A 648-nucleotide genomic window follows, 5' to 3' on the forward strand; every position below is an offset into this window, starting at 1 on the left:
CAAACTACCGTGACACAAATTGGGTTTGTTTTCGCAGATTTCGATTAATCCTTGGCGGCTGTAGAGTCGAGTTAATGAGTCATACACTAGCTGATCGCGCAGCGCCTTAAATGAGGCTTTGAGGTTGCTGGCCATTTCATTAAAGGCTTTTGCGAGCACGGTCGTTTCGTACACACGGCCAGGTTGGGGCATTGAGCTATCCCAATCGCCATTTGCTAGGTGTTGAGCCGCGTCGGCAGTGGCGTTGATTGGTCGAGTCACGCGTTCGAATATGACCCAACTAAAGCCGATACCAAACAAGCTGACGACGATACCAACAATCCAGCTTTTCTCTTGGCTTTTCGGTAAGAGGCCAAGCAAATCAGATTCCGAGATAGAAGTGCCGATGAACCAAGTTAGACCGTTTGGATCATAGTAGGGCGTGATGCGGCTAAAAATACGTTGGCCGCTGTGGTCAAACTCAAACGTGTACGGTTGGTCTGTATGGTACAAGTCAAAGCCACGCACGCGGGAGGCGCTGATTTTGATGATCGGGTCTGCGCTTTCAGAGGCGAACAAGCGTTGGCCTTTATCCGAAAACTTCGTGCCCCAAGACACCACGCTGCCTGGGCCAGAACGTGCCACTAATCGGTGTTGCTGGTCCATGAT

General features: G+C 50.8%; 1 protein-coding gene. It reads right to left on the reverse strand.

Annotated features, from left to right (window positions below):
- Positions 1–648, reverse strand: a 648-nt coding sequence (locus tag R8O11_RS28510) for a HAMP domain-containing protein (RefSeq protein WP_318195033.1), incomplete at both ends; no start/stop codon positions are given.

It is taken from the genome of Vibrio sp. 1288 (genome assembly GCF_033344475.1).